At 66.9% G+C, this 22,883-nt stretch carries 22 protein-coding genes; 12 read left to right on the forward strand and 10 right to left on the reverse strand.

Annotated features, from left to right (window positions below; genetic code table 11):
* Positions 1–18 precede the first annotated feature (18 nt).
* Positions 19–534 (reverse strand): nucleoside kinase, encoded by a 516-nt coding sequence (locus tag AB0313_RS00205; protein WP_366302838.1) that lies wholly within the window; start codon positions 532–534, stop codon positions 19–21.
* Between the two features lie 117 nt (positions 535–651).
* On the opposite strand from AB0313_RS00205, the gene AB0313_RS00210 reads away from it, so the two are divergent.
* The 3 genes from AB0313_RS00210 to AB0313_RS00220 are packed head-to-tail and all read left to right on the forward strand — an operon-like array spanning position 652 to position 3,098.
* Positions 652–1,239: a hypothetical protein gene (locus AB0313_RS00210; RefSeq protein ID WP_366302840.1), complete on the forward strand. Its 588-nt coding sequence runs from the start codon at positions 652–654 to the stop codon at positions 1,237–1,239.
* A gap of 36 nt (positions 1,240–1,275) precedes the next feature.
* Positions 1,276–2,310 (forward strand): zinc-dependent alcohol dehydrogenase family protein, encoded by a 1,035-nt coding sequence (locus tag AB0313_RS00215; protein ID WP_366302842.1) that lies wholly within the window; start codon positions 1,276–1,278, stop codon positions 2,308–2,310.
* A gap of 35 nt (positions 2,311–2,345) precedes the next feature.
* Positions 2,346–3,098: a lytic transglycosylase domain-containing protein gene (locus AB0313_RS00220; RefSeq protein ID WP_366302844.1), complete on the forward strand. Its 753-nt coding sequence runs from the start codon at positions 2,346–2,348 to the stop codon at positions 3,096–3,098.
* A gap of 52 nt (positions 3,099–3,150) precedes the next feature.
* Here AB0313_RS00220 and AB0313_RS00225 read toward each other — a convergent pair whose 3' ends face one another.
* A complete protein-coding gene (locus tag AB0313_RS00225) occupies positions 3,151–4,320 on the reverse strand; it encodes a cytochrome P450 (RefSeq protein ID WP_366302846.1) in 1,170 nt (389 codons plus the stop codon).
* A gap of 226 nt (positions 4,321–4,546) precedes the next feature.
* Here AB0313_RS00225 and AB0313_RS00230 point away from each other — a divergent pair, with 226 nt between their 5' ends.
* The 4 genes from AB0313_RS00230 (at position 4,547) to AB0313_RS00245 (ending at position 9,352) form a co-directional block, all read left to right on the forward strand.
* A complete protein-coding gene (locus AB0313_RS00230) occupies positions 4,547–5,134 on the forward strand; it encodes a hypothetical protein (RefSeq protein ID WP_366302848.1) in 588 nt (195 codons plus the stop codon).
* Between the two features lies 1 nt (position 5,135).
* Positions 5,136–7,313, forward strand: a complete 2,178-nt coding sequence (locus tag AB0313_RS00235; RefSeq protein WP_366302850.1) for a glycosyltransferase — start codon at positions 5,136–5,138, stop codon at positions 7,311–7,313.
* A gap of 99 nt (positions 7,314–7,412) precedes the next feature.
* Positions 7,413–8,306: an SMP-30/gluconolactonase/LRE family protein gene (locus AB0313_RS00240; RefSeq protein WP_366302852.1), complete on the forward strand. Its 894-nt coding sequence runs from the start codon at positions 7,413–7,415 to the stop codon at positions 8,304–8,306.
* A gap of 14 nt (positions 8,307–8,320) precedes the next feature.
* Positions 8,321–9,352, forward strand: a complete 1,032-nt coding sequence (locus AB0313_RS00245) for an aldo/keto reductase (protein WP_366302854.1) — start codon at positions 8,321–8,323, stop codon at positions 9,350–9,352.
* A gap of 34 nt (positions 9,353–9,386) precedes the next feature.
* On the opposite strand, the gene AB0313_RS00250 is transcribed toward AB0313_RS00245, so the two are convergent.
* The 3 genes from AB0313_RS00250 to AB0313_RS00260 form a co-directional block, all read right to left on the reverse strand.
* Complete coding sequence (locus AB0313_RS00250; RefSeq protein ID WP_141941119.1) at positions 9,387–9,629, reverse strand: hypothetical protein; 243 nt, start codon at positions 9,627–9,629, stop codon at positions 9,387–9,389.
* Positions 9,630–9,685: 56 nt separating this feature from the next.
* Positions 9,686–11,119, reverse strand: a complete 1,434-nt coding sequence (locus AB0313_RS00255) for an SPFH domain-containing protein (RefSeq protein ID WP_366302856.1) — start codon at positions 11,117–11,119, stop codon at positions 9,686–9,688.
* Positions 11,120–11,367: 248 nt separating this feature from the next.
* Positions 11,368–12,114, reverse strand: a complete 747-nt coding sequence (locus tag AB0313_RS00260) for an IclR family transcriptional regulator (RefSeq protein WP_331321815.1) — start codon at positions 12,112–12,114, stop codon at positions 11,368–11,370.
* Between the two features lie 269 nt (positions 12,115–12,383).
* Here AB0313_RS00260 and AB0313_RS00265 point away from each other — a divergent pair, with 269 nt between their 5' ends.
* Genes AB0313_RS00265 through AB0313_RS00275 form a run of 3 tightly spaced genes read left to right on the forward strand, consistent with a single transcriptional unit; the run spans position 12,384 to position 15,111 of the window.
* Positions 12,384–13,706, forward strand: coding sequence for an MFS transporter (locus tag AB0313_RS00265; RefSeq protein ID WP_141941127.1), 1,323 nt, complete (start codon positions 12,384–12,386; stop codon positions 13,704–13,706).
* Between the two features lie 6 nt (positions 13,707–13,712).
* Positions 13,713–14,375 (forward strand): flavin reductase family protein, encoded by a 663-nt coding sequence (locus tag AB0313_RS00270; RefSeq protein ID WP_141941129.1) that lies wholly within the window; start codon positions 13,713–13,715, stop codon positions 14,373–14,375.
* Complete coding sequence (locus AB0313_RS00275) at positions 14,356–15,111, forward strand: enoyl-CoA hydratase/isomerase family protein (RefSeq protein WP_366302859.1); 756 nt, start codon at positions 14,356–14,358, stop codon at positions 15,109–15,111. The genes AB0313_RS00270 and AB0313_RS00275 overlap by 20 nt, the downstream gene beginning before the upstream one ends.
* 61 nt (positions 15,112–15,172) lie before the next feature.
* On the opposite strand, the gene AB0313_RS00280 is transcribed toward AB0313_RS00275, so the two are convergent.
* Entirely contained in the window at positions 15,173–16,015 is an 843-nt protein-coding gene (locus AB0313_RS00280) for an SDR family NAD(P)-dependent oxidoreductase (protein ID WP_366302861.1), read from the reverse strand.
* Positions 16,016–16,080: 65 nt separating this feature from the next.
* Complete coding sequence (locus tag AB0313_RS00285; protein WP_366302863.1) at positions 16,081–18,687, reverse strand: excinuclease ABC subunit UvrA; 2,607 nt, start codon at positions 18,685–18,687, stop codon at positions 16,081–16,083.
* Positions 18,688–18,823: 136 nt separating this feature from the next.
* Here AB0313_RS00285 and AB0313_RS00290 point away from each other — a divergent pair, with 136 nt between their 5' ends.
* Positions 18,824–19,648, forward strand: coding sequence for a DUF1206 domain-containing protein (locus tag AB0313_RS00290; protein ID WP_366302865.1), 825 nt, complete (start codon positions 18,824–18,826; stop codon positions 19,646–19,648).
* Here AB0313_RS00290 and AB0313_RS00295 read toward each other — a convergent pair.
* Positions 19,645–20,418: an MBL fold metallo-hydrolase gene (locus tag AB0313_RS00295; RefSeq protein WP_366302867.1), complete on the reverse strand. Its 774-nt coding sequence runs from the start codon at positions 20,416–20,418 to the stop codon at positions 19,645–19,647. The two genes, AB0313_RS00290 and AB0313_RS00295, sit on opposite strands and share 4 nt — an antisense overlap.
* A gap of 221 nt (positions 20,419–20,639) precedes the next feature.
* Between AB0313_RS00295 and AB0313_RS00300 the strand changes: the two genes are divergently transcribed.
* Positions 20,640–21,368 (forward strand): SGNH/GDSL hydrolase family protein, encoded by a 729-nt coding sequence (locus AB0313_RS00300; protein ID WP_307305880.1) that lies wholly within the window; start codon positions 20,640–20,642, stop codon positions 21,366–21,368.
* Between the two features lie 48 nt (positions 21,369–21,416).
* Here AB0313_RS00300 and AB0313_RS00305 read toward each other — a convergent pair whose 3' ends face one another.
* A complete protein-coding gene (locus AB0313_RS00305) occupies positions 21,417–22,136 on the reverse strand; it encodes an SCO1664 family protein (protein ID WP_366302869.1) in 720 nt (239 codons plus the stop codon).
* A gap of 10 nt (positions 22,137–22,146) precedes the next feature.
* Positions 22,147–22,776, reverse strand: coding sequence for an MSMEG_4193 family putative phosphomutase (locus AB0313_RS00310; RefSeq protein WP_366302871.1), 630 nt, complete (start codon positions 22,774–22,776; stop codon positions 22,147–22,149).
* Between the last annotated feature and the right edge of the window lie 107 nt (positions 22,777–22,883).

Genomic DNA, 22,883 nt, shown 5'->3' on the forward strand with positions numbered 1-22,883 from the left:
CAGTACGGCCAGGGGCTGTCACTGCGGGTCTGCCTGCTGGACCCGGCGCAGGATGTCGTCGACCACCTGGGGGAGCGGTGCGGTGGCGTCGACGGCGATGCCACCTGCCGGGATCTCCTCCCGCGTTTCATGCAGGTGTTCAATCAGCTTCCGTTCGGCCTCACGCCCGCCCCATTCGTCCTGCGGACGCGCGTTAAGGCGGCGCCCCAGGGTCTCCTGGTCCACTTCGAGGACGAAGACGCCATCGAACAGGTCAATGAACGCGGCGAGGTTCCTCGACCCTCCGCAGAAGAACGTCAGTGCCTCCTGCCGGTCTGCTGCCAGCGCCCTGACGTCGTTCACCCGCCACAGGTGATGATGGTGCGCACACACGCCGGTGACATCTGATACTGGTTCACCCGTCAGCGGGTCACCCTGGTAGGCGAGTTCGCGGTCGCCGTTGATGGCGTGATAGCCGCGCCGCCGCAATTCGTAGCAGACTGAGGTCTTGCCGGTGCCTGAGCCGCCCTCAATGAGGTAGTTCCTTCTGCCCATGCCTGATGATAGCCACGGGGGAGGCATAGCCCCAGGGGTGCCGGAAACCGGACAGGCGGGGAGAACTCCCCATGTCCGTTACGTCCAGCTGCCTGGATTTCCTCCTAAGCTGTGGGCATGACGATTCCAGTACCCGATCCTGCCACCCCCATGAAGTCCCTGCTGTACTGGCGCAAAAGCATGATCAACGGAGCCAGGACGGTGCCCGTGATAGTCAGTATGGATTCCTCCGGGACGTTCCGCATGGTGGATGCTGCCGGAGTGAGCGTGCTCTCTTTGCCTGTGCAGCAGGCGTCATTCCGGTTCACCAGCATGGGAACGATGGTGGTCACAGTCCAGGGCCGCAAGTATGACCTGCTGGGCGTTGGGGCCTCCATGTCGCCGGACCCGTCGCCGGAGCAGAAGGCGGAGATGAAGGCGGCCTCCGACGACTACAAGGACCGCACAGCCCTCAACCGCGCCGGCTCGGCGGGTGCGGCCATGAGCCCTGCGGGGGGATTGGGTGGGGCGGCAGGCGTCGCCGGGAGTGCTTTGATGATGTTCTCGTACTACGAGGGGCTCGAAATCATCAAGGCCTGGCAGGCGATCCTTCCGGGAACGGGCGCGCCCGTCCAGACGAGCCCAATGAAGGCCGGTCTTTACATGATTCTGGGGCTCGCAGCGGCCATCATCATCGGCATCGTCATTGCCATCAACGTTCTCTAGAGTTGGCATGGAAAGAAAGCGATACGGGAGGACGTTGTGCGCGCGATGATCATGGACCGGATAGCCGGCCCACTGTCCGTTCAGGAGGTCGCCGCTCCGGAGCTCCCTGCCGGCGGCGCAGCCATCACTGTTGCAGCTACCGGCCTGTGCCGCAGTGACTGGCATGCCTGGGCAGGCCACGACGACATCGTGCTGCCGCATGTTCCGGGCCACGAGTTCGCGGGCGTCGTTGCCGCCGTCGGTTCGGGCGTGACCAAGTGGGCGGTTGGCGACAGGGTGACGGCGCCCTTTGTCGAAGGGTGCGGAGCCTGCGGGTGGTGCCGTGCGGGCGCCGCCCAGGTTTGCCCGGACCAGCAGCAGCCGGGATTCACCCACTGGGGCTCCTTTGCGGAGCAGGTAGTGGTCCACGCGGCGGATACGAACCTGGTGGCCATCCCTGACGGCGTCAGCTTCGAGGCGGCGGCAAGCCTGGGGTGCCGTTTTGCCACGGCGTACCGTGCGCTCACCGGCCGCGCCGGGCTGGCCAGCGGTGAGTGGGTCACCATTGTGGGAGCCGGCGGTGTTGGCCTCAGCGCCGTCATGATCGCAAAGGCGCTCGGCGGGAACGTCGTGGCGGTAGACCGGAACCCGGCCGCCCTCGAGGTGGCGGCGTCGCTGGGTGCCGACCATGTCCTGGCCGCGGACGGGTCAGACGTCCCGGCACGCGTGCACGCCATCACGGGCGGAAGCCATGTCTCCATTGACGCCGTCGGCAGCGAGCAGACGTGCGCGGACGCACTCCTCAGTCTTCGCCGCCACGGCAGGCACGTCCAGATCGGACTCCTCCCGCCCGTTGACGGCCACCCCCGGGTTCCGATGGCCCGCGTCATCGCCTGGGAACTCGCGGTCCTCGGAAGCCACGGCATGGCTGCGGCAGACTACCCCGGAATGCTTGCCCTGATCGAATCCGGGGCGCTTGAACCACAAAAGCTCATCGAGCGGGTGATCGGGCTGGATGAGGCCGCGGGGATGCTGCCCCGTTTCGATACGGCCAATGTGGCAGGCATGACGATGATCGATCCCACACGGTGACGCAGTCGGTCCGGACTGGGTGGTTTGATTAGTCGGTGCTCCGTGTAAAACGCTTTGTGGCCTTCAGCCTCTTCGTGGCCTGCGTCAGTGCGGCTTTCTCGTTCTGGCTTGTGCGGCAGCCCGGGGCCGAAGCCAGCCCGGTCATGGCCGCGCCGCCGCGGGCAGCGGTCAAGCTCGCTGCGGGGGCGCCAGGCATCACCACCGCCGTGAATGTGACGTCCAGCCCGGATGCGCAGTGGCTTGCCGATGCTGCGGCGCAGACGGACATCCCTCTCCGTGCGCTGCAGGCTTACGTGGCTGCGGCAGCCACGGCGAATATTTCCAATCCCGGCTGCGGAATCGGCTGGAACACGGTGGCCGCCGTGGGCTTCGTTGAATCGGGCCACGGAAGCCATGGCGGTGGCACCCTGAGTCCCGCGGGGCAGGCCAGCGGTGCGATCGTGGGTCCCAGCCTCAACGGCGCAGGTTTTGCGGCCATTCCGGATACCGACGGCGGCGCACTCGACGGTGACCCGCGCTGGGACCACGCGGTGGGACCAATGCAGTTCATTCCCTCCACGTGGCGGCTTGCGGGAAGGGACGGAAACGGCGACGGAATAGCGGACCCCTTCAACATCGACGATGCCGCGCTCAGTGCGGCGGACTACCTCTGCGGCCACGGCCGCGACCTCACCACAGCACAAGGGTGGACTGACGCCGTCTACTCCTATAACCAGTCCGACGCGTATATCCGCCAGGTGCGTGCCCAGGCGACCACCTTCGCCGCAAAGGCGGGGACAGCCCGCTAGGTCCACGGTCCGGTGGGGACGGCTTGGTTAGGCAGTACCCGCTCCGCGTGCGTCACTCCGGCAGCCAGTTGACGGGCAGTGACTTCAGCCCGTAGACAATGCTGCTTTCCATCCTTTCCAGCTGGGCGTCCGGGGTCACCGAAAGCCCGGGAAAGCGGGTCAGCAGGGACTCCAGGGCAATCCTGGCCTCAAGCCGTGCCAGTGGCGCGCCCAGGCAGAAGTGGATTCCGTGGCCGAATGCAAGGTGCCGGTTCGGGTTGCGGTCGACGTCGAATTCTGCCGCGCGCTCGAATTGCTGCTCATCGCGGTTGGCTGACCCGATCCAGGCCACAATGGGCGCGCCCGGGGGGATTCTCTGGCCGCCGAGAACGGTCTCTGCCGCCGCCACCCGGTACATGGACTGGACCGGTGACCGGAAGCGAAGCACTTCTTCCAGGGTCTGGGGAAGTAAGGCGGGCTCGTCAAGGAGCCGCGCGTGGGTGCCGGGCGACTCCGCCAGGCACAGGACGGCGTTGCCGATCAGGTTGGTGGTGGTCTCGTTGCCGGCCACCAGCAACAGGCTGCAGAAGCCGAGCAGTTCGGGCACAGTCAGTTTTTGGCCTTCGATCTCCGCGGCCAGCAGGCTGCTGATCAGGTCGTTGCCGGGCCGGCTCCTGCGCTGGTCGATCAGGGCCAGAAAGTATTCCACCATTTCCGAGGTGGTGGAGTCCTGTCTTTCGCTTGCCGGAGCCGTCCGGGTCTGGCTGACCACCACATCTGACCAGTGCTTGAACCGCTCCCGGTCCTCGGCGGGGATGCCCATCAGCTCCGAGATGACAATGACAGGCAACGGGTAGGCCAACTCCCGGATCAAGTCTGCGCTGCCGCCGCCCGTGGTCATCGCATCCAGGAGTTCGCCGGTGAGCGCGGCGATGCGCGGTGCCAGCGCGTCAACGGACTTGGGGGTGAAAGCCTGCGTAACCAGCGAACGCAACTGCCGGTGCCTTGGCGGATCGGTGGTGATCAGGCTCGCCGCGAACAATTGCCCGGTACCGGAGGGGTTTTCGCCGCCCATGCGCGACGAAAAGGTTGCGTGCTCGGACAACACCCGCTGGACATCGTCATAGCGGAACACGTGCCAGCTACCGGATTGGTCATCCTGGAAGACCGGGGCCGCCGCCCGCATCTGTTCATAGTGCGGAAAGGGGTTGAGCGGGTACTGGGCGGACTGGGTGACATCCATGGTGGCCTCTCTGCACACCTGGCGCCCACTGCGGGCACAAAAGGCGCCAAGCCCTTGACTGACTGACCGTAGAACCTCGATCCTAGCCAATGCCTGCTCCGGGGTCATCAGTTCCGCCGCCCCAAATCCATACCTCTGTTGGGTGCGCTTCCGGTGGGCCGGCGCGGGCGGGAGAACCCGCGAAGTTTTGTGCTAGCCATTTCGGGTCCTCTAAGGTTGATGCTCGATGAAAGCCCCTGAAGAGACATCCGATCAGTCGCCCGCCATCTCTCCCCGTGGACCCGTGTTTGTCGACGCGTCAGGCCGGCGGCTCCGGCGGGTCAAGATGATCGGCCTGGGGGTCGTCGGGTTGGTGGCGGCATATGTCATCCTCGTACTGGCCGCATTCATCGGCGGTTCCGGAGCCTCGGCACCATTCCTTCCCCTGCCAGCCGCCGCCGGGCCCCGCGAAACGCCATCAAGCCCCCCGTCCGTGGATCCACGGGCCGGCTTGACCGGGCCCGCCGTTCCAATTGTTGAGCAGTCCCCGGCGGCCGTCCCCGAGCCCGTCTCCGCTGTTACTGCCCTACCTCCGGTGGCCGGTACCGCCGTCGTACCCGCTGCACCCGCCGTTCCGGCGGCCCCTGCCGCTGCTCCGGCCCCGGCTCCGACCGCGGCGCCCGCCCCCGCTGCACCGTCCGGAACCGGCGCCGGCTCCAGTGCAACTGCCCCCGGCTCCAGCGGAACAGCCCCGGGCACCAGCGCCACCGCCCCCGGCGCGAGCGGTTCAGCCCCGGGCCAGACCACACGGCCTACCTCTCCTGCACACCCTTAATATGACCGGCCGGAATAAGGGTTCCCGACCCGCCAAAAGCAACGTTCCCGCCAATGTCAGGGCGCATTGGTTTGTCCTTCTCGCCACCCTGATGGCCTTGGGTCTTGCCCTTGCCGTGCAGGGATACATCCACCACCTCGGCGGAGTACCCGGAGATTCCCTGCCTGCTGACACGGCCGCCGGCGCCGTCCCCACAACGCTTTCGCACGGCGGGCCCGTGGTGGACTCGCGTGGCGGCGCCGTGACCACCGTCAGTCCGCCGGACCGGACCATCGCCCTGACGTTCGACGACGGTCCGGACCCGGTATGGACGCCCCGCATCCTGGACGTACTTCGGGAGCACCACGTCCATGCCACCTTCTTCGTCGTGGGTTCCGCGGCGGTGGACAACCCGGATCTCGTGCGCCGCATCGTGGCGGAAGGCCACGAACTGGGCGTCCACACGTTGACTCACACCGACCTTGGCACAGCACCCGATTGGCGCCGCGAACTGGAAGTGCAAGGCGGACAGGATGCCATCGTCGGGGTGACGGGCCAGGCGGCTTCCCTGCTGCGACCGCCCTACACCGCGGGCAACGGGGCCATTACGAACGGTATGTGGTCCGCCATGCACGGACTGGCGGACGAGGGCTACCTCACCGTGCTGAGCAGCCTGGACAGCGAGGACTGGCAAACCCCGGGAACGAAAGCCATCGAAGCCAACCTGACTCCGCCGGGGCCGCAGGGCCAGGTGGTCCTCATGCACGACGGCGGCGGCGACAGGGAGCAGACCGTCGCCGCGCTCGACTCCGCCCTGTCGCGCTTCGCCGAACAAGGGTACCGGGTGACAACAGTCGGGGACGCCGTGGGCGTGGCCAGCATGCGCCCGGCCTCAGCGATTGAACAGTTGCGCGGCTCTGCGCTGGTATGGGGGATCCGCCTCAGCGACTTCGTGGTCTGGGCCATTTCCCTGGGGCTCGTTGCCGCCGGCATCGTGACATTCCTGCGTGCCGTCCTGGTGATGTTCTTCGCAGCGCGCCACAGCCGTGCCGCCCGCCGCCTTCCCGGCCCAGGGCGTGGCCGGCGCCGGGTGGACGTGATGGTGGAACCGGCGGTCACCGAACCGGCGACCGTGATTGTCCCCGCCTATAACGAGTCCGCCGGCATTGAGGCCGCGGTCCGGTCCATCCTTGCCTCCACCCATCCAGTGGAAATCATCGTGGTGGATGACGGCTCAACGGACGGCACAGCCGACATCGTAGAGGCCCTCGGCCTGCCCGGCGTGACCGTCATCCGCAAGGAGAATGGCGGCAAACCGTCGGCCCTGAACGCCGGGATCCAGGCGGCCAGCCACGACCTCGTGGTCATGGTGGACGGCGACACCGTCTTCGAACCCGATACGGTCCGTGCCCTCATCCAGCCCTTCGCGGATCCCCGCGTTGGAGCCATTTCCGGCAACACCAAGGTGGCCAACCGCGGAGGCATCCTGGGCGCCTGGCAGCACATCGAGTACGTGGTGGGCTTCAACCTGGACCGCAGGCTGTTCGACGTTGCCGAATGCATGCCCACCGTCCCCGGGGCAATCGGTGCCTTCCGGCTCCACGCCCTCCGCAACGTCGGGGGCGTCAGCGATGACACGCTCGCCGAGGACACCGACCTGACCATGGCACTGTGCCGGGACGGCTGGCGCGTCGTGTACCAGGAGGACGCCAGGGCCTGGACGGAGGCACCCGCCACCCTGGGCGCACTGTGGCGCCAGCGGTACCGGTGGTGCTACGGCACTTTGCAGGCAATGTGGAAGCACCGGGGTGCCGTTGTGCAGGGCGGGGCGGCGGGCAAGCTGGGCCGCCGCGGGCTCGGTTACCTTCTCGTCCTGCAGGTGCTGCTTCCCCTGTTCGCGCCCATCGTCGACGTCTTTGCCCTGTACGGCCTGATCTTCCTCGACCCGCTGCGGATCGGCGCGTTGTGGCTGCTGTTCCTGGCGGTTCAGTTGCTCATGGCCGCTTATGCCTTCCGGCTCGACAAGGAACGGCTCGGACCGCTCTGGACACTTCCCCTGCAGCAGTTCGTCTACCGGCAGCTCATGTACCTGGTGGTTATCCAGGCGGTCGTCACCGCGGTGGCTGGAGTGCACCTTCGCTGGCACCGGATGGAAAGGTACGGCAGCCTGCGCGTCCCGCAGACCCAGGGCCAGGGCTAAGGTAAGTTCGTTCCTATAGGATTCGTGGCTCCCTGATAGGGCTGCCGCAACCTCGCTGCTTCACCGTGGCGGCAGGCACCTGACTGCAAAGGAGCTCCATTGGCTGTCGAACTTACCATTGGCGCGCTGGAGTGCCTTTTCACCGGCTCGGTATGGGCCGAGGGGCCTGTGTGGGTGCCGTCATCGCAAACCCTGCGGTGGAGTGACATCCCGAACGACCGCATCCTTGAGTTCGACCCGGTGTCCGGGAGGACCCGCGAATATGCCGCCGGTGTCGAATACACGAACGGCCGCACATTGGACGCCGATGGCAGCGTGGTGCAGTGCAGCCATGGCCGGCGGCGGGTGGAACGCGACAGCGGGGGATCCATCACCAGCCTGGTTGACTCCTTCAACGGCCGGCAGTTGAACTCACCCAACGATGTGGTGGTTGCCCGAGACTCCGGTGTCTGGTTCACGGACCCGCCCTACGGCATTCTTCCCGGGACAAAGGAAGGCCATGAGGGGGAGCAGGAATACGGGGGCTCCTATGTTTTCCGCTTCGAGCCGGCGTCAGGAACCCTCACGGCGGTGGTCACCGATTTGGTGCACCCCAACGGGCTGGCCTTCTCACCCGATGAGTCCGTCCTTTACGTTGCTGACACCGCCGGCCCCCGTTACGGGGTGCCGCTGCGGATCGCAGCCTACGCGGTGTCCGACGGCCGCTGCGGCCCACGTACCGGCACCCTCGAACTGGAGGACGACCGTCCGGCGGACGGTCTGAGGGTGGACGTTGACGGCAGGATCTGGACCTCCGCCGGCTCGTCGGTCCGAATCTATTCGCCGTCCTTTGAACTCCTGCACACCATGGAAGTGCCGGAAACGGTGGCCAACCTGTGCTTCGGCGGCCCCGACGGACGGGACCTCTACATCACGGCAACCACCAGCCTGTACCGGATCCGCACCACCACCACGGACGCAGCCGGCCGCAACTTTCCGCCCAACCACAACTGATCGCGAGGACAACCATGCAGTACCGAACCCTTGGCCACAGCGGCACCATCGTCACCAGCTTCGCCCTGGGGACGATGACCTTTGGTGCAGAGGCCACCGAGGAAACGTCCCACGCCATCCTGGACGGCTACTTCGAAGCGGGTGGCAACTTCATAGACACGGCCGACGTCTACAGCGCCGGGGTTTCCGAAGAGATCATTGGCCGGTGGCTGGCCCAGCGCTCGGAGCACAAGGACAAAGCCGTCATCGCCACCAAGGGGCGCTTTCCCATGGGTACGGCACCGAACGACGTCGGAACGTCCCGCCGGCACCTGGGCCGCGCCTTGGATGATTCCCTCCGCCGCCTTGGCGTGGAACAGATCGATCTGTACCAGATGCACGCGTGGGATCCGATCACCCCTTTGGAGGAGACCCTCCGCTTCCTGGAGGACGCGGTACGAAGCGGCAAAATCGCCTACTACGGCTTCTCCAACTTCCTGGGCTGGCAGCTCACCAAAGCCGTCCAGGTGGCCCGCAGCCAGGGCTGGAACCCGCCTGTCAGCCTGCAGCCGCAGTACAGCCTGCTGGTTCGGGACATCGAATTCGAGATTGTCCCGGCGGCCCTTGATGCCGGAATAGGACTGCTTCCGTGGTCCCCCCTTGGCGGCGGCTGGTTGTCCGGCAAGTACAAGCGGGACCAACACCCTTCCGGCGCCACGCGGCTGGGGGAGAACCCCAAGCGCGGCATGGAGGCGTGGCAGGCCCGCAACGACAACCCGCGCACGTGGGCCGTGATCGATGCCGTTGAGGACATCGCGTCGTCCCACGGTGTCAGCCAGTCACAGGTCGCCCTGGCCTGGCTCGCGGACCGGCCCGCGGTAACTTCCGTGATCCTCGGCGCCCGGACCACCGAGCAATTGGCCGACAACCTCGCGGCCGCCGAACTCGCCCTGAGCGCGGACGACATCAGCCGGCTCACCAGTGCCAGCGAGCCGGAGACCGGGGTCTATCCCTATGGGCCGATGGCCCGGGAACAGCGCAGCCGCAAAATGGAGGGCGGGCGGTAGGCTCCGCCCTCATGGTGGCCGGGGAGCCGGCGCCCTACCCGCCGTGCTTCAGGACGTCCGGCAGTTCATCCACGAACACCGTCTGCGGCGGGTCGAAGTAGATGACCAGCACCTCGGCACCCACCGGGAACACGCTGGTCTTGTCGTACGGATGTGCATGGAAGGCCATGATGCCCCCAAGGTAGGGAAGCATGACCTCGCCGATGGTGCCCGGGCCAACAAGCCCGGTCACCCGGCCGATCTTTCCGGTCAGGCTCCGGTCAACGTTCCTGCGCATCCAATGCTCCTGCGTGTCGGCAGTTCGTAGGCGTCCGGTTCTTAGGCGTCCGGTTCTTAGGCGTCCGGGGCCTTGGCGGGACGTTTCCCGTCGTCGCCCTTCCGCAGCGCTGACCGGAGGGCCGGCAGGTAGTCACCCGCCTGGGCAAGGATTCCACCCAGCATCCTGTTGACGCCCTCGCCGCCGTTCAGGACGGTCATGTTGCCCACGTGGGCGAACGGCTCCGCGGCCGCCGCGATGATGGCCGGCATGTTCTCGGCGAGTTGCTGGGAAATGACGGCGTCCTGGTTGGTGGCCAGCGCCTCCGCCCGGGCCTTGATGCCCTCAGCCTCCGCCAGGGCCTTGGCCTTGATGGCGGACGCCCCTGCCTCGCCCTTGGCCCGCGTGGCGGCGGCCTCGGCCTCACCGGTGACCTTGGTTGCTCCAGCAGTGGCTGCCGCGGCTGTGGCATTTGCCTGCGCCTGCAGTTCAGTGCGCCGCGCGTTGGCCTGTGCCTCAAGCTCCGTGCGGCGAGCCAGCGCCTCCGCGGCGCTGATGTCCGCTGCCTTCTGGCCTTCCGCTTCCGTTCGCCTGGCGTAGGCCTTGGCGTCCGCAGGCTTCCGGATACTGGTCTGCAGCTTCTGCTCTTCGCGGTCCGCTTCCAGTTTGGCAACCTCTGTTTCCTGCACCACCACCTGCTGCCTTGCGGTGGCCTCGGCCAACGGTCCGGCCTGGGCTGCGTTGGCCCTGGCGCGTTCGGCGTTGGCCTGCGCCACGGACTGCCTGATCGCCGACACGCTCTGTGCGTCCGCGATCAGGGCCGCGGCTTCCGCTTCCTTTTCCGCCGCTTCCCGGTTGCGGGTGGCCTCGGCGATGCGGGCTTCCATTTTCACCTGGGCGATGTGGGGCTTGGCGATGTTCTGGATGTAGTCCGTGGGGTCCTGCAGGTCCTTGATCTGCAGCGAGTCAACCACCAGGCCCAGCTTCTCCATTTCCACCCCGCTCGCACTCCGGACCTGGGACGCCAGCTTGTCCCGCTCGCGGATGATCTCCTCCATCGTCATGCTGCCGATAATGGACCGCAGGTGGCCTTCGAAAACGTTATAGACCTGGCTCTCCATTTTTGGCTGCTGTCCCAGGAAACGGCGCGCTGCATTGGCAATAAAAGGCGGAGCATCACCGATCTTGTAAATGACGACACCCTCCACAATTACCTGGATGCCCTGCGATGTAACGCAGGAAACTTTAAGTTCGGTTTCATTCAGGGTCAGTGACAGGGGCCGTACCGTCTGGAGTCCGGGAAGGACCAGGGCGCCTTTCCCGGTGACGATCTTGAAATCCATCCCTTCCCGGGTTTCAAGGGTTCCCCGGGTCAGGCCCGAGATGATCAGGGCCTCATTGGGTTCAGCTACCTTCCACATCAGCTTTGTTGCCACCCAGATAAATCCGACGGCAACAACCACGCCCAGGATAATGGCTAGAAGCGGGAAAAATGGTGCAAAGTCCGGCATGACCAGGTCCTTTCAATGCCGTGAAACCGGCATCACGGTAAAGCCCCAATAAAAGCAGCCGTCCCTTGACCCGGCCAATAAAGTTCATTCAATTCCGACGCGCCAGGCAGGCTGTTGTAGACAGTCTGGTTCCGCGCAGCCCAAGAGTCCAGAGCAGGGGCGGATTCGGGCACCGGCACGGGACAAGGAGTACGACGCCGGCACCAAGGCTCCACGACCCGGCGCGGCTTCGGCGCCGTGCGCCACCGTCACGAAGGGAAGATCTTCTCCATGTACCCAAGCGCCGCGCTGGCCGCCTTCGCCGCGTCCGCAACCTCCGGGCCCAGCCGCCCGACGTCGTCCGGGCCCACGCGCTGGGTGGGGAAGCCCACGCCCAGGACAGCCGCCAGGCGCCCCAAATGGTTGAAGACCGGCGCGCTGATGGAGCCCACATCCGAGTTCCGCTCGCCAAAGGCTGCGAAATAGCCGTCTGCCCGGGCACTGCTGACCTGGGCATCCAGCTTGTCCCATGTATCGGGTGTGGTGGGCGTGTAGCGCGTCAGTTCCGCATCCCTGATCGCCTGGCGGGCTTCCGGATCGAAGGCAAGGAAAATCTTCCCCGGTGCGCCGGCGTGGATGGGCATGACCTGTCCCACGAGGAACGGGCGCATCACCACGTGGCGCGTTTCTGCCACGGCGACGACCGTGCGGAAGGCCCCGTCCCGCATATAGAGACATGCGGTCTCTCCCGTCCGGTCGCGCAGTTCCTGCAGGATCGGATGGACCAAGCGGACAACGTCCAGGCCGAAAGTGCCCGGGGCGGCCCATTGGACCAGCCGCAGTCCGATGCGGTAGCGGTCACCGTCCCGGTCGAGGAACCCTTCCCGGACCATGTTCTGGACCAGCCGCTGGCAGGTACTCTGCGGCAGCCCGGTTTGCCGGGCGATTTGCTGGAGCGTGGGCTCCGGTGATTCCACGGAAAAACAGTTCAGTATTTCCGTGACCTTGCGCAGCACCAAGAGAGGTGGTGCGGATCCGCTGGTTCTTTCTGCCGCCAACGCCCTTGTCCCTAGTCTCCAGTGAATATTGGTGGGTGCGAGTGGTAATCATATCCGGCACATCAAGGGTCGCGCCGCGCTGGAGAAACCGTTGACACAGGCAACCAGGACCCGCACGATGGGTTGGAGAACCGCAATGCGGGTCCAACGCCCGGCTTGACAGCGCTTTTCCTATCCGTTTCAAAGCGGAGCCGGGCGTTCTGCTACATCAGACCAATGGAGTGATGATGAGTCTTCAAGGAGTGACCCGGGAGCAGGCCGTAAGGCGCGCCACCGTCGCGAGTGTGGTCGGGACAACCATCGAGTGGTATGACTTCTTCCTTTACGGAACTGCCGCAGCCCTGGTTTTCCCCCAGTTGTTCTTCCCCGGGCAGGTGGCCTTCGCGGGCGTGCTGGCAGCCTTCGGAACGCAGTTCGTTGGCTTCGTCGCCCGGCCTATCGGTGCGGCCATCTTCGGCCACTTCGGCGACCGGATCGGCCGAAAGACAACACTGATGGCCACGCTCTTCCTCATGGCGTTCGGAACCGTGCTGATCGGCTGCCTCCCCACGTACCAGAGCATTGGCGTTGCCGCGCCCGTCCTGCTGGTGCTGCTGCGCATCATCCAGGGCATCGGCGTCGGCGGCGAGTGGGGCGGATCTGTCCTCCTGAGCATGGAGTGGGGTGACCAGAACCGTCGGGGCCTGTCCGCTTCCTGGCCGCAGATCGGGGTGCCGCTGGGCCTGGTCCTGTCCACCGGCGTGGTGCGCATCACCACGGCCGCAACCGGTGCTGACGGCTTTGTTGCCTACGGCTGGCGGATCCCCTTCATCCTCAGCATCATCCTGATCGGCGTTGGCCTGTTCGTTCGGCTGCGGGTCATCGAAAGCCCCGAGTTCGACGCAGTCCGCAAGTCCAACAGGGTGGTCAAAACCCCCATCATGGAAGTGATCCGGCGCCAGCCCAAGGAGATCCTCCTGTCCGCCCTGGTCCGCACGTCCGAGCAGGCACCGTTCTACCTGTTCATCACATTCGTCATCACCTACGCCACCAAGCAACTGAAGCTGGACAGCAATTCCATCCTTGACGACACGCTGATCGCAGCGGCCATCGGGCTGGTCACGGTACCCCTGTTCGGGCGCCTGTCCGACCGATTTGGCCGGCGGCGCGTATACGGAACCGGCATCGTGCTGACCGCGCTGTTCGCGTTCCCCTACTTCGGTCTGCTGAATACCCGGGACGCCCTCTGGGTGGGCGTAGCAGTAGTGGTCAGCCTGATCCTCCACGACATCCAGTACGGCCCCCAGGCGGCCCTGATTGCCGAGAGCTTCGACACCGACATCCGGTACACCGGCGCAGGACTGGGCTATCAGTTGGCCAGCGTGATCGCCGGCGGTCCGGCACCCCTCATCGCAGCGGCGTTGCTGGCCAGCTACGGAAACTCGACGTCCATCTCGCTCTACATCATCCTGTGCTGCATCATCGCAATGCTTGCCCTGATCTTCCTGCCAAGGGGCAAGGGTGCGATGGCCCAGGACAAGGCGGCCACCGCTGCGCCGCGGAGCATGTAGGACCGGATGCGGACGGACTTCGATCCAGGGCGGCTGGGCCCGCGGGACTTCTACAAATTCCTGACCTCTGTGGTGGTCCCGCGGCCCATCGCCTGGGTGTCGAGCACGTCCGCCGCCGGGGTGGACAACCTTGCGCCGCACTCGTTCTTCACCGTCGCCTCCGTGGATCCGCCGGTGGTCCAATTCACGTCCGTCGGCGAGAAGGATTCGCTGCGGAACATTGAGGCCACCGGAGAGTTCGTGGTCAACCTCGCCCCTGCATCCCTGATCCAGGAGGTCAATGCCACCGGTACCAACTTCAGTGCGGACGTGGATGAGTTCGATGCCGCCGGCCTCAGCCGTGAGCCCAGTACCGTGGTCAGGCCGCCACGGGTCAAGGAATCACCTGCGGTCCTTGAATGCACCCTGCACCAGACCATCCGGGTAGGCGACTGCGTCCTGGTGCTGGGCCTGGTGGTGCATGGTTCCGTGTCTTCGCGCGTGCTCAAGGGCAGCCACCCGGATGCGGCCCTGCTCGACCCGCTCTCACGGCTTGGCGGGGATGAATGGGCCACCCTCGGGCCCATCCAGGACCTGCCCCGGATCCGGGCGTCCCAATGGCCCGGCTCCTTCAGGCCGCAGGGAGGGCAGGAAGGGACGCTGGATTCGGATGACTACCGTAAGCGTTGAAGAAGCGGGACCGGTCGCGACCCTCTCTTTTGGCAGCGGCGAACGGCTGAACGCCCTTGGACGGAACGACTGGATGGAGCTGGGGCAGGCGGTCCAACGGCTGGCGGCTGCACCGTCCCTCCGTGCAGTGGTTGTCCGCGGCAGGGGAGGCGTCTTCTGCTCCGGCTCCGACGTCCGGGAATGGGAGACGTCCCCGGATGCGGACATCAGCCGCACATTTGGGGTGATCGAAGAAGGGCTGCAGGCACTCGAGGACCTGCCCGTCCCCACCGTTGCCGTGGTTGAGGGGGTGGCAGCGGGCGGCGGCTGCCAGCTTGCCCTCGCCTGCGACCTGCAGTTGCTTACTCCTTCAGCACGCATCGGCATGCCCGTCGGACGCCTGGGACTGCTGGTGCCGGCCTCCTTCGCCAACCGCCTGGCCCTTCGGATAGGCCCCTCCCGCAGCAAGGATCTCCTCTTTGGCGGCCGCATGCTGACAGCCCACCAGGCCCTCGAAATCGGGTTGGTCACTACGGTGGCCCCTGATGATCACGCGGACGCGGCGCTCGCCGCGATCCTGGCCGCCTGGGGAGAGGGCTCGGCGGCCTCCCTCCGGGCGTCCAAGGCCGCCGTGAACCAGGGTTTGCGTCCGCTCACGGAAGCCGGCCGCCAGGCCCCCGCGGGTCCGGCAACAGATCCGGTAGAGTTCCGGGGCCGGGTGGAGCGTTTCCTGGCCCGTCACCGCGGCAGGCCCTAGGCGTCGGTCCTAGAGGGCGCACCAGACCGCTTGGCCCGTCGATGTCCGCCTGCCGGCCGGCCTACGCCTGCCCGGGCTCCACCACGGTGATCTCCAACCCCATCCGGTTGGCCCTGCGCAGGCGCCCGGCCAGCAAGCTGCGCAGCCCGCGGGTCACCAGCCTCCGCTTTGTCAGGAACCTGAACTCCGGGGTATCCGAGGTCACCACATCCAGGACCGGCCGGGCAGCATCGTGGGCGGACTGCCCCCACAGGCCGACCACCACCGGGAGGGCGCCGAGGCGCTGCTGGTAGCCCGGCTGGCAGGCCACCTGCCGCAGGAGGCCCGTCTCCACCAGCCCTGGATTCATGCCGTGCACCCTGACCCCGGTGCCCTTCGTTTCCAGCCGCAGCGTCTCGGTGAACTGGCGGACCCAGCGCTTACTCGATGCATAGGCGTTCTGCTGCGCCACGGGCCCGGTGTCGCCCTGGCCGTACAGGTTGACCAGGTCGCCGTGGCCTTGGCTGAGGAATACCGGCAAAGCTACCCGCGCCCCGTGGAAGGTCCCCAGGATGTTGGTGTGCACCACGTGCTCGAAGTCAGCCACGGGCGTGGACGCGGTGGGCCCGTACACACCTGACACTCCGGCGTTGTTGATCCAGATGTCCAATGTTCCCTGGCTGAGGGCTTCGTCGCGGAGCGCCTCCACGTCGCTGAGCGCTGCGGTGTCGCAGCGGCGGCCCGACGCCGTGATTCCTTCCGCCCGCAGGCGTTCGACGGCGGCAGCAACGGCGTCGTCCGACCGGGACGCCAGCACAACCGCCGCGCCGTGCAGGCCCAGCTCGCGGGCCATGGCGAAGCCGAGCCCGCGGCTGGAACCTGTCACCACGGCCACGCGGCCGCTAAGCACTTCGGAAGGGACCACGGGCCGCCGTGAACGCATTCCTCAGTGATACCCGCCGGCATGGAGAAGGGCAAGGGCTGTGACTTTTACCGCTCCGTTCCTACCCGGCGCTCCTGGAGCGCGGCCGCCAGGTAGGGTGCGGTGCGGCTGTCGCCGGAACGCGCGACGGCGGCAGGGGTACCGGCGGCAACGATCCGGCCGCCCGCGTCGCCACCGGCGGGTCCAAGGTCCATGACCCAGTCGGCGGCGGCCACCACGTCCATGGCGTGTTCCACGACGACCACCGTGTTGCCGGCGTCAACCAGGCGGGTCAGCTGCGCCATCAGGAGCAGGACGTCCGCCGGGTGCAGCCCCGTGGTGGGTTCATCCAGCAGGTACAGCGTTTGTCCGCGCCGGGCCCGTTGAAGTTCGGTGGCCAGCTTGATCCGCTGTGCCTCGCCGCCGGAGAGTTCGGTGGCGGGCTGCCCCAGGCGGAGGTAGCCCAGGCCCACGTCCTGCAGGGTCTGCAGGGAGCGTGCCGCTGCGGGCACGCCGGCCAGGAACCCGGCGGCCGCATTGACCGTCATGCCGAGGACCTCCGCGATGTTCCTGCCCAGGTAGGTGACTTCCAGGGTCTCGGGGTTGTAGCGTGAGCCCTGGCATTCGGGGCACGGCCCGTAGCTGCCGGGGAGGAAGAGCAGTTCCACCGCCACGAAGCCCTCGCCCTGGCAGGTTTCGCACCGTCCCCCGGCGACGTTGAAGGAGAAGCGTCCTGGTCCGAACCCGCGGCGTTTGGCCTCTTGGGTGGCAGCGAATTCCTTGCGGACGGCGTCGAACAGCCCCGTATAGGTGGCCAGGTTGGAGCGCGGGGTGCGGCCGATTGGTTTCTGGTCGACCTTCACCACGCGGTCGATCCGTGCCAGCCCGGACACGTGCTCTACGGTCACCGGCCCGCTGTCTTCCGCGGGGTCGGGGTCGGGTTCTTCGGGGCCCGGAAGGGTTTCCGGACCGCTGCGCACTGCGGCTCCGGCCACGTCGGCCAGGACCTGGCTGACCAGGGTTGACTTCCCAGAGCCGGAGACACCCGTGACCGCTGTCAGGACGCCGAGCGGAAAGGCCGCGTCCAGGTTCCGCAGGTTGTGGCGGCTGATGCCGCGCAGTTCCAGCCACCCGCTGGCTTCGCGCCGGGCGCCGCCGGCGTCGTCGGCTGTGCCTGCTTCTTCCGGCTTCGGGAACAGGAACGGCCGCGTCATGGAGCCGGCCACTGACGCCAGGCCCGGCACGGGGCCGCTGTAAAGCACCTCTCCGCCGTCTTCTCCGGCCCGGGGACCCACATCCACCAGCCAGTCCGCGCGCCGCACCACGTCCATGTTGTGTTCCACCACGAATACCGAGTTCCCCGACGATTTGAGCTGGTCCAGCACGGTGAGGAGGGGTTCGGCGTCGGCCGGGTGCAGCCCGGCTGACGGTTCGTCCAGCACGTAGATGACGCCAAACAGGCCTGACCGGAGTTGGGTGGCGATCCGGAGCCGCTGCATTTCGCCCGGCGAAAGCGAAGGCGTGGCCCGTCCCAGCGCCAGGTAGCCCAGGCCGAGTTCCAGCAGCACGTTGATGCGCTGCAGCAGGTCCCGGGTGATGGCCACAGCCACTTCATTGGCCTCGGAGGCCTGCTTCCGCGATGCCGTTGCCGCACTGGCCAGGACGGCGGTGGGACGGATGATCTCCGCCAGTTCGGCCATCGGCACTGCGTTGAGCCCCGAAATAGTGTGCCCGGCGAACGTCACCGCAAGGGCTTCGGGCCGCAGGCCTGTTCCCCCGCAACGGGGGCACGGGCCGGTCTCCATGAAGCGAAGCACTTTCTCCCGCATTGCGGGGCTCTTGGAGTCCAGCAGCGTGTGCATGACGTAGCTCCGGGCGCTCCAGAACCGGCCCTTGTAGGGTTTGGCCACGCGGTCGCGCTGGGGCGTCACTTCCACCACCGGCTGTTCCTCGGTGAACAGGATCCAGTCCCGCTGGTCGCGCGGCAACTCCTGCCAGGGGAGGTCTACGTCGTAGCCCAGGTGTGCCAGGATGTCGCGCAGGTTCTTGCCCTGCCAGGCACCGGGCCATGCGGCAATGGCGCCTTCACGGATGGTGAGGGAAGCGTCCGGAACCAGCGATGCTTCACTGACCGTGTGCGCAGTCCCCAGTCCGTGGCATTCCGGGCAGGCGCCGGCCGCGGTGTTGGGGGAGAAAGCGTCGGAGTCCAGCGGTGCGGCGCCGGCAGGGTAGCTGCCGGCGCGGGAGAAGAGCATGCGCAGCGAGTTGGACAGGGTGGTGATGGTCCCAACGGTGGACCGGGAGGTTGCGGTACCCCTGCGCTGTTGAAGTGCGACGGCGGGTGGCAGCCCGGTGATCTGCTCTACCTTGGGATTGTGGCCCTGTTGGATGAGCCGGCGCGCGTAGGGCGCCACAGATTCGAAGAACCGGCGCTGCGCCTCGGCGTAGATTGTGCCGAATGCCAGGGAGGACTTGCCTGAGCCGGAGACCCCGGTGAACGCCACGATCGCATCACGGGGCACGTCCACATCCACGTTCCGCAGGTTGTTTTCGCGGGCTCCGCGTACCCGGACGAAGCCGTCTTCGGCATGGCCGCCGTCCGGGACGGGCAAAATCAGCGCGGTCAGAGGGTCGGCGTTTTGTTTGGCATGCACCGCTTCGACTGTACTGGCCATCCGTGCCATGCAGGAACTTGGCGGAAACTGTCCGGACGGCGCGGACGGATCTACACTGAAGCATTCCGCGACGCTGGCAGGCAGGGGAAGCTGACCGGGGTACAGAGGATCAACTACATATTCGGAAGGGCCGGCCATGGGCAACGCGTCACAGGGAGCTAACAGGGCAGTATCCGAGGCCGCGTCGGCCAGCCGCAGCCCGGCGGTCCGCATGCTGGCGCGGGCCGGATTCGTCTTCATCGGCCTGGTCCACATCCTGATCGGCGCCATTGCCCTGCAGTTGGACCGGGGACAGGGCGGTGAAGCCGACCAGTCCGGGGCGATCGGCAGCCTGGCGTCCAAACCGGGCGGCGGGATCCTGTTGTGGGTTGGAGCCGTGGCGTGCACTGCGCTGGCGTTGTGGATGCTCAGTGAGGCCTTCTTCGGTGCCCGCACGGAGAGCGATTCCAAGAAGAAACTGAAGGAGGCCGCCACGGCGGTCGGGAAGGCCGTGGTCTTTGGGTTCCTGGCCTTCACGTTCGCCGTTTTTGCCGCCGGCGGCAGCAAGAACTCCAGCCAGTCGGCCAGCGATTTCACGGCAAAGTTGATGGGTTCCCCCGCCGGGGTGGTGCTTTTGGTCGTTGTGGGACTGGCAATCGTCGCGGCCGGCGTCTTCTACGCCTACCGCGGCGTCTCCCGGAAGTTCATGGAGGATTTGCAGGATCCAGGGAATGCCCGGACAGCGGTTGAGTGGATCGGAACCGTCGGCTACGCGGCCAAGGGCGTGGTGCTCGCCGTCGTCGGCATCCTGATCATCGTGGCGGCCGCAACTGCCGACCCGTCCAAGTCCTCGGGCCTGGACGGCGGCCTGAAGACCCTGGGATCCCAGCCCTATGGCGTGTTCCTCCTGGCCGCCATTGCCGCCGGCCTCATTTGTTTCGGCGTCTACTCCATGGCCCGGGCCCGGTACGGAAAGTTCTAGCCTTCGCGGGTACCCACCGCTGCGAGGGCCTCTGCCAGGGGGACGTGCAGCGCAGGGCCGTGGCCGGGAAGGACAACCGCGGCGTCCACGCCGGCCAGCTCCCGCAGGCTGGCAAGAGCCTCTGCTGCATCCGCGTGGTACATCGCGTGAAGCATCTGCGGCCCGGAAATCCGGCTGATGGGGTGGCCGCTGACGAACGCGTCGCCCACGGCGATGGCACCCGCGCCAGGGAAGAGGATGGCGGCATTGCCCGGCGTATGACCCGGCAGGGGAATGGCAACAGGACTGCCGGGCAGCGCCTGGAGCGTCTCCGCGTCCCACGCCATTGCGCCCAATGCAGGCTTTGCCGCCAGCGCGCCCGCCCTGAGGGCGTGCACCATCCAGCGGAAGACGCGGGGCCGCCATGCCCGCCTGAGGACCTGCCCCAGGGTGACCTGGTGTTTCTCCTTGCCCTGCACGTGGGCCAGTTCCGTGGGCGAGCACAGGACCGGGGTTCCAAAAGACTCGGAGAAGAAGGCAGCGGAACCGGTATGGTCCACGTGGCCGTGCGTGACCAGCATGGCTCGGGCGTCCGCCGGGTCCAGGCCAAGGAAACGCAGCGACGCAAGCACATGGCAGCGGTCCTGGGGATATCCGCTGTCCACCAGGATGAATCCTGTTGAGTCGCGGACCACCAGCCAGTTCGAGGCCGGCCCTTCAGCGAAGTAGATGCCTGACGCCTGCTCGGAGAGGCCGGTTGCCGGGTTCCATTGAGTGGGTTGCTGCTGCACGGGTCAAGCCTAGCCCGGAGCGGTCCCTACCCCGGACCGTGTCCAGAGGGGTACCTAACCCCCCTAATGTTGCTGTGCAGTTGCTGTGCATCCTATTGATTCTGGTCACGTTCGCCCTACAGTATTCCCACCATTGCCTACGATGGGACACGGAGACAGGACAGATCGACGGCGGACAGCCCCGGCGGCTCCCGACGATTCCAGGCAGGAGGGCGGCACCAATGCACGACAGCAGCTTGCTGCAGGGCCACCCCGGCCGGGCCATAGCGGCGGCCGCGGCCGGTCTCCTCCTGGTGGTCACGTCCGGAAGCGCAGCCCGGACGGAGCCTCCGGCCACGGCCGCGCCGCCGGTCCGCGTTGTGGTGGTGGGGGACTCGCTGAGCACCGGACACGGCACGTCGCCCCAGCAGGCGTGGCCCGCACTGATGCGTACGGACCCGGACGTGGCGGGACTGGAAATCATCAACGCAGCCGAGGACGGAAGCGGCTACCTCAGCGTGGGTGACTACAACGGGACCTTCGGCACCCAGGTTGACGACTACGTCACCGCAGACACGGGCATCGTGGTGTTCTTCGGTTCCGAAAACGACCTGGGCTATGCGCCGTCCGACTTGGGCGACGCGGCCCTGGCAGCCATGGACCGCGCCGAAGCCCTGGCCCCGGAGGCGAAACTCATTGTGGTGGGGCCGCCGTCCTACACCGCAACTCCGGACCCGGGGCTGGTTGACATCAGCGACGAGCTCAAAGCTGCTGCCCGGCAGGCCGGAGCCGAGTTTGTGGACCCCATAGCGGAGGGTTGGATCAGCGGCGATTTCGAGGACCTCATCGGCCCGGACGGTGACCATCCAACTGTCGCCGGTCAGCATTACCTCCTGGAACACATCGGTGCGCACCTTGAGCAAACGGCCCCCGCCGCGGCCGTTGCGCTGGGACACCCGGAGGCCCAGTAGCGGCAGTCCACCACAGGGTCCACCCGGCATGGGCCCAGGATCAGCTTCCTAGACCAGTGGCCATGGGTAGCGCATGCCGGTCCTGTCGACGGGAAGCACTCGTTCCTGCAGCAGGCGTTGGACCCGGCGCTGCAGGGCAACGGCCTCGGCGTGGTCCAGCAGCTCCGCCAGCCCGGCGGGAATGTCCGCGGCGAGGGGCGCGATGTCTTCAAGCAGGGCCTCCGGTATGGGTTCGCCGGCGAAGTCCCAGATTACCGTGCGCAGTTTGAACGCCGCGGAGAAACAGAGGCCGTGGTCGATGCCCCAGATGCGGCCGTCGGCACCGCGCAGCACGTGCCCGCTTTTCCTGTCCGTATTGTTCGCCACGTAGTCGAACAGGGCAATCCGCGCCAGCTCCGCGTGTGTTTCGGGCGCGTCGGCGTAGAGGGTGAAGTAATGCTCCTCGTGCTCGCCCTCGATGAACCACTGCAGCGATCCCACCCCAAGGGGCGCATCCGTGCGCACCACCGTGGCCGGTACCAGACCCCATCCCAGTGCCTCGCTGAGGAGGTAGGCCGCGCGCTCCCGGCGGTACAGGCCGGCGTCGAAATCCGCCAGGGGCCGCTCCCCGGCCTCAGGCTTGTACACCGCCCAGGCGGAGTCGTCGACACAGGAAAGCTCCACCAGGAACGTGGCGTTGCTGCCGCTCATGATCCGGCCCAGCAACTCCACGCGGCCCTCGTTAAGGAGCGTCAGCTCCCGAGCCGGCACCGTGCGCTCCGAAGCCATCTGTCCCGCTTCACGCGGGCCTCAGCCCGCTCAGCGGTTCCGACGTCGAATTCACCGTGAGCACGGCAGGCGCCTTCCCGTCTGCGTAGGAGATGGCGGAGACCGACGCCGGACTGATCATGATCCGCTGGAATAGGTCCAGGGGGGTGCCCAGCGCGTGGGCCACGGCCGCCTTGATGGGGTCGGCGTGGGAGAAGCAGACCACTACCCCGCCCGGGTGGGCGGCCCGGAGGGTCTCCAGGGTGCCGACGATCCGTGCCTGCATGCCGGAGAAGCCCTCGCCGTTGGGGAACCGGAAGACTGACGGGTTGTGCTGGACGGTCTGCCATTCCGGCAGGCCTGTGAGGCCAGCGAGCGCGGCCCCGGTCCAGTCGCCGAAGTCGCATTCCAGGAGGCCGGCTTCTTCGGCCACCGCTGTGCCGGTGCGGGCTGCCGTTGGTTCGGATGTTTCCCGCGCCCGTTCCAGGGGCGATGAATAGATCGCCTCCACCGGCAGCCCGGACAGCCGGTCCGCAACCGCCTCCGCCTGGGCGCGTCCACGTTCGGAGAGATGCAGGCCCGGGGCGCGGCCGGGCAGGACTGTACCGGTGGTGGGCGTTTCGCCATGGCGCACCAGGAGGATCAATGTGCTCTGTGTCATCAGGTCTAAGCGTAGCCGCGAGGGGACCCCGTGCCGAGCTTGCGAGGCGCGGGGAGCGGCAAGCGGTAGCCGCGCAGGGGACCCCGTGCCGAGCTTGCGAGGCGCGG

Origin of the sequence: Pseudarthrobacter sp. NPDC080039 (assembly GCF_040702335.1) — a bacterium.
GTDB classification, from domain to species: Bacteria; Actinomycetota; Actinomycetes; order Actinomycetales; family Micrococcaceae; genus Arthrobacter; species Arthrobacter enclensis_A.

Excerpts from the sequence above, each read along its gene's own strand:
- AB0313_RS00205 (WP_366302838.1), bottom strand. The coding sequence starts at position 534 with ATGGGCAGAAGGAACTACCTCATTGAGGGCGGCTCAGGCACCGGCAAG.
- AB0313_RS00210 (WP_366302840.1), top strand. The coding sequence starts at position 652 with ATGACGATTCCAGTACCCGATCCTGCCACCCCCATGAAGTCCCTGCTG.
- AB0313_RS00225 (WP_366302846.1), bottom strand. The coding sequence starts at position 4,320 with ATGGATGTCACCCAGTCCGCCCAGTACCCGCTCAACCCCTTTCCGCAC.
- AB0313_RS00230 (WP_366302848.1), top strand. The coding sequence starts at position 4,547 with ATGAAAGCCCCTGAAGAGACATCCGATCAGTCGCCCGCCATCTCTCCC.
- AB0313_RS00235 (WP_366302850.1), top strand. The coding sequence starts at position 5,136 with ATGACCGGCCGGAATAAGGGTTCCCGACCCGCCAAAAGCAACGTTCCC.
- AB0313_RS00245 (WP_366302854.1), top strand. The coding sequence starts at position 8,321 with ATGCAGTACCGAACCCTTGGCCACAGCGGCACCATCGTCACCAGCTTC.
- AB0313_RS00250 (WP_141941119.1), bottom strand. The coding sequence starts at position 9,629 with ATGCGCAGGAACGTTGACCGGAGCCTGACCGGAAAGATCGGCCGGGTG.
- AB0313_RS00255 (WP_366302856.1), bottom strand. The coding sequence starts at position 11,119 with ATGCCGGACTTTGCACCATTTTTCCCGCTTCTAGCCATTATCCTGGGC.
- AB0313_RS00265 (WP_141941127.1), top strand. The coding sequence starts at position 12,384 with ATGAGTCTTCAAGGAGTGACCCGGGAGCAGGCCGTAAGGCGCGCCACC.
- AB0313_RS00270 (WP_141941129.1), top strand. The coding sequence starts at position 13,713 with ATGCGGACGGACTTCGATCCAGGGCGGCTGGGCCCGCGGGACTTCTAC.
- AB0313_RS00275 (WP_366302859.1), top strand. The coding sequence starts at position 14,356 with ATGACTACCGTAAGCGTTGAAGAAGCGGGACCGGTCGCGACCCTCTCT.
- AB0313_RS00285 (WP_366302863.1), bottom strand. The coding sequence starts at position 18,687 with ATGGCCAGTACAGTCGAAGCGGTGCATGCCAAACAAAACGCCGACCCT.
- AB0313_RS00290 (WP_366302865.1), top strand. The coding sequence starts at position 18,824 with ATGGGCAACGCGTCACAGGGAGCTAACAGGGCAGTATCCGAGGCCGCG.
- AB0313_RS00300 (WP_307305880.1), top strand. The coding sequence starts at position 20,640 with ATGCACGACAGCAGCTTGCTGCAGGGCCACCCCGGCCGGGCCATAGCG.
- AB0313_RS00305 (WP_366302869.1), bottom strand. The coding sequence starts at position 22,136 with ATGGCTTCGGAGCGCACGGTGCCGGCTCGGGAGCTGACGCTCCTTAAC.
- AB0313_RS00310 (WP_366302871.1), bottom strand. The coding sequence starts at position 22,776 with ATGACACAGAGCACATTGATCCTCCTGGTGCGCCATGGCGAAACGCCC.